This window comes from Melaminivora alkalimesophila, assembly GCF_000282995.1.
GTDB lineage: Bacteria > Pseudomonadota > Gammaproteobacteria > Burkholderiales > Burkholderiaceae_C > Melaminivora > Melaminivora alkalimesophila.
The window spans coordinates 1-1,563 of the sequence record NZ_ALEE01000429.1 but is presented as its reverse complement, the minus strand read 5'-3'; the positions used below and the strand labels follow the sequence as shown (position 1 = coordinate 1,563).

Here is a 1,563-nt window from a genome sequence, read left to right as displayed (position 1 = left end):
CCACCCAGCCGCTGGTGCTGGCGGGCTGCCTGGACATCCGCTCCAGCATCAAGGCGGCGCGCTTCGTGCGCTTTTGCGATGCCTTCAACATTCCGGTTGTCACCTTCGTGGACGTGCCCGGCTTCATGCCCGGCACGGCGCAGGAGTATGGCGGCATCATCCGCCACGGCGCCAAGCTGCTCTACGCCTACGCCGAGTGCACGGTACCGAAGATCACCGTCATCACGCGCAAGGCCTATGGCGGCGCCTACGACGTGATGAGCTCCAAGCACCTGCGCGGCGACGTGAACCTGGCCTGGCCCAACGCCGAGATCGCCGTGATGGGCGCCAAGGGCGCGGTGGAGATCATCTTCCGCGAGGACAAGAACGACCCGGTGAAGCTTGCCGCGCGCGAGGCGGAATACAAGGAGCGCTTTGCCAACCCCTTCGTTGCTGGCGCGCGCGGCTACATCGACGACGTGATCCTGCCGCACGAGACCAGGAAGCGCATCTGCCGCTCGCTGCTCATGCTGCGCGAGAAAAAACTGGAGAACCCGTGGCGCAAGCACGGGAACATTCCGCTGTAACCAGAAGAACAAGAAACCAGGAGTTCACCAGTCATGTTCACCAAAATCCTGATTGCCAACCGCGGCGAGATCGCCTGTCGCGTGATTGCCACGGCCAAGAAGATGGGCATCGCCACGGTGGCGGTGTATTCCGACGCCGACGCCGCCGCGCGCCACGTCAAGCTGGCCGACGAGGCCGTCCACATCGGCGCCGCGCCCAGCCGCGAGTCCTACCTGCAAGCCGACCGCATCATCGCCGCCGCCAAGCAGACCGGCGCCCAGGCCATCCACCCGGGCTATGGCTTCCTGTCGGAGAACGAGGCCTTCGCGAAGAAGGTGGAAGAGGAGGGCCTGGTCTTCATCGGCCCCAAGCACTATTCCATCGCCGCCATGGGCGACAAGATCGCCTCCAAGAAACTCGCGCAAGAAGCCGGTGTGAGCTGCATCCCGGGCCACAACGAGCCCATTCAAACGCCCGAGCAGGCGGTGGAGATTGCCCGCGGCATCGGCTACCCCGTCATGATCAAGGCCAGCGCCGGCGGTGGCGGCAAGGGCCTGCGCGTGGCCTTCAACGACAAGGAAGCGCACGAGGGCTTCGCCAGCTGCCAGAGCGAGGCCAGGAACAGCTTCGGCGACGACCGCGTCTTCATCGAGAAATTCGTGCAGGAGCCGCGCCACATTGAAATCCAGGTGCTGGGCGATGCACATGGCAACGTGATCTACCTGAACGAGCGCGAGTGCTCTATCCAGCGTCGCCACCAGAAGATCATCGAGGAGGCACCGTCGCCCTTCATCAGCGAAGCCACCCGCAAGGCCATGGGCGAACAGGCGGTCGCGCTGGCCAAGGCCGTGAAGTACCAGAGCGCCGGCACGGTCGAATTCGTGGTCGGCAAGGACCAGGACTTCTACTTCCTGGAGATGAACACCCGCCTGCAGGTCGAGCATCCGGTGACCGAATGCATCACCGGCCTGGACCTGGTGGAGCTGATGATTCGCGTGGCGGCCGGCGAGAGGCTGC

2 protein-coding genes are annotated in these 1,563 nt (G+C 64.6%); both read left to right on the top strand.

Annotation, left to right across the window (positions count from 1 at the left end):
* Nucleotides 1-566, top strand: a 566-nt coding sequence (locus A612_RS08460) for a carboxyl transferase domain-containing protein (RefSeq protein ID WP_019374070.1), incomplete at its 5' end; no start/stop codon positions are given.
* Between the two features lie 33 nt (nucleotides 567-599).
* The coding region (locus tag A612_RS08455; protein ID WP_019374069.1) for an acetyl-CoA carboxylase biotin carboxylase subunit at nucleotides 600-1,563 on the top strand (964 nt) is incomplete at its 3' end.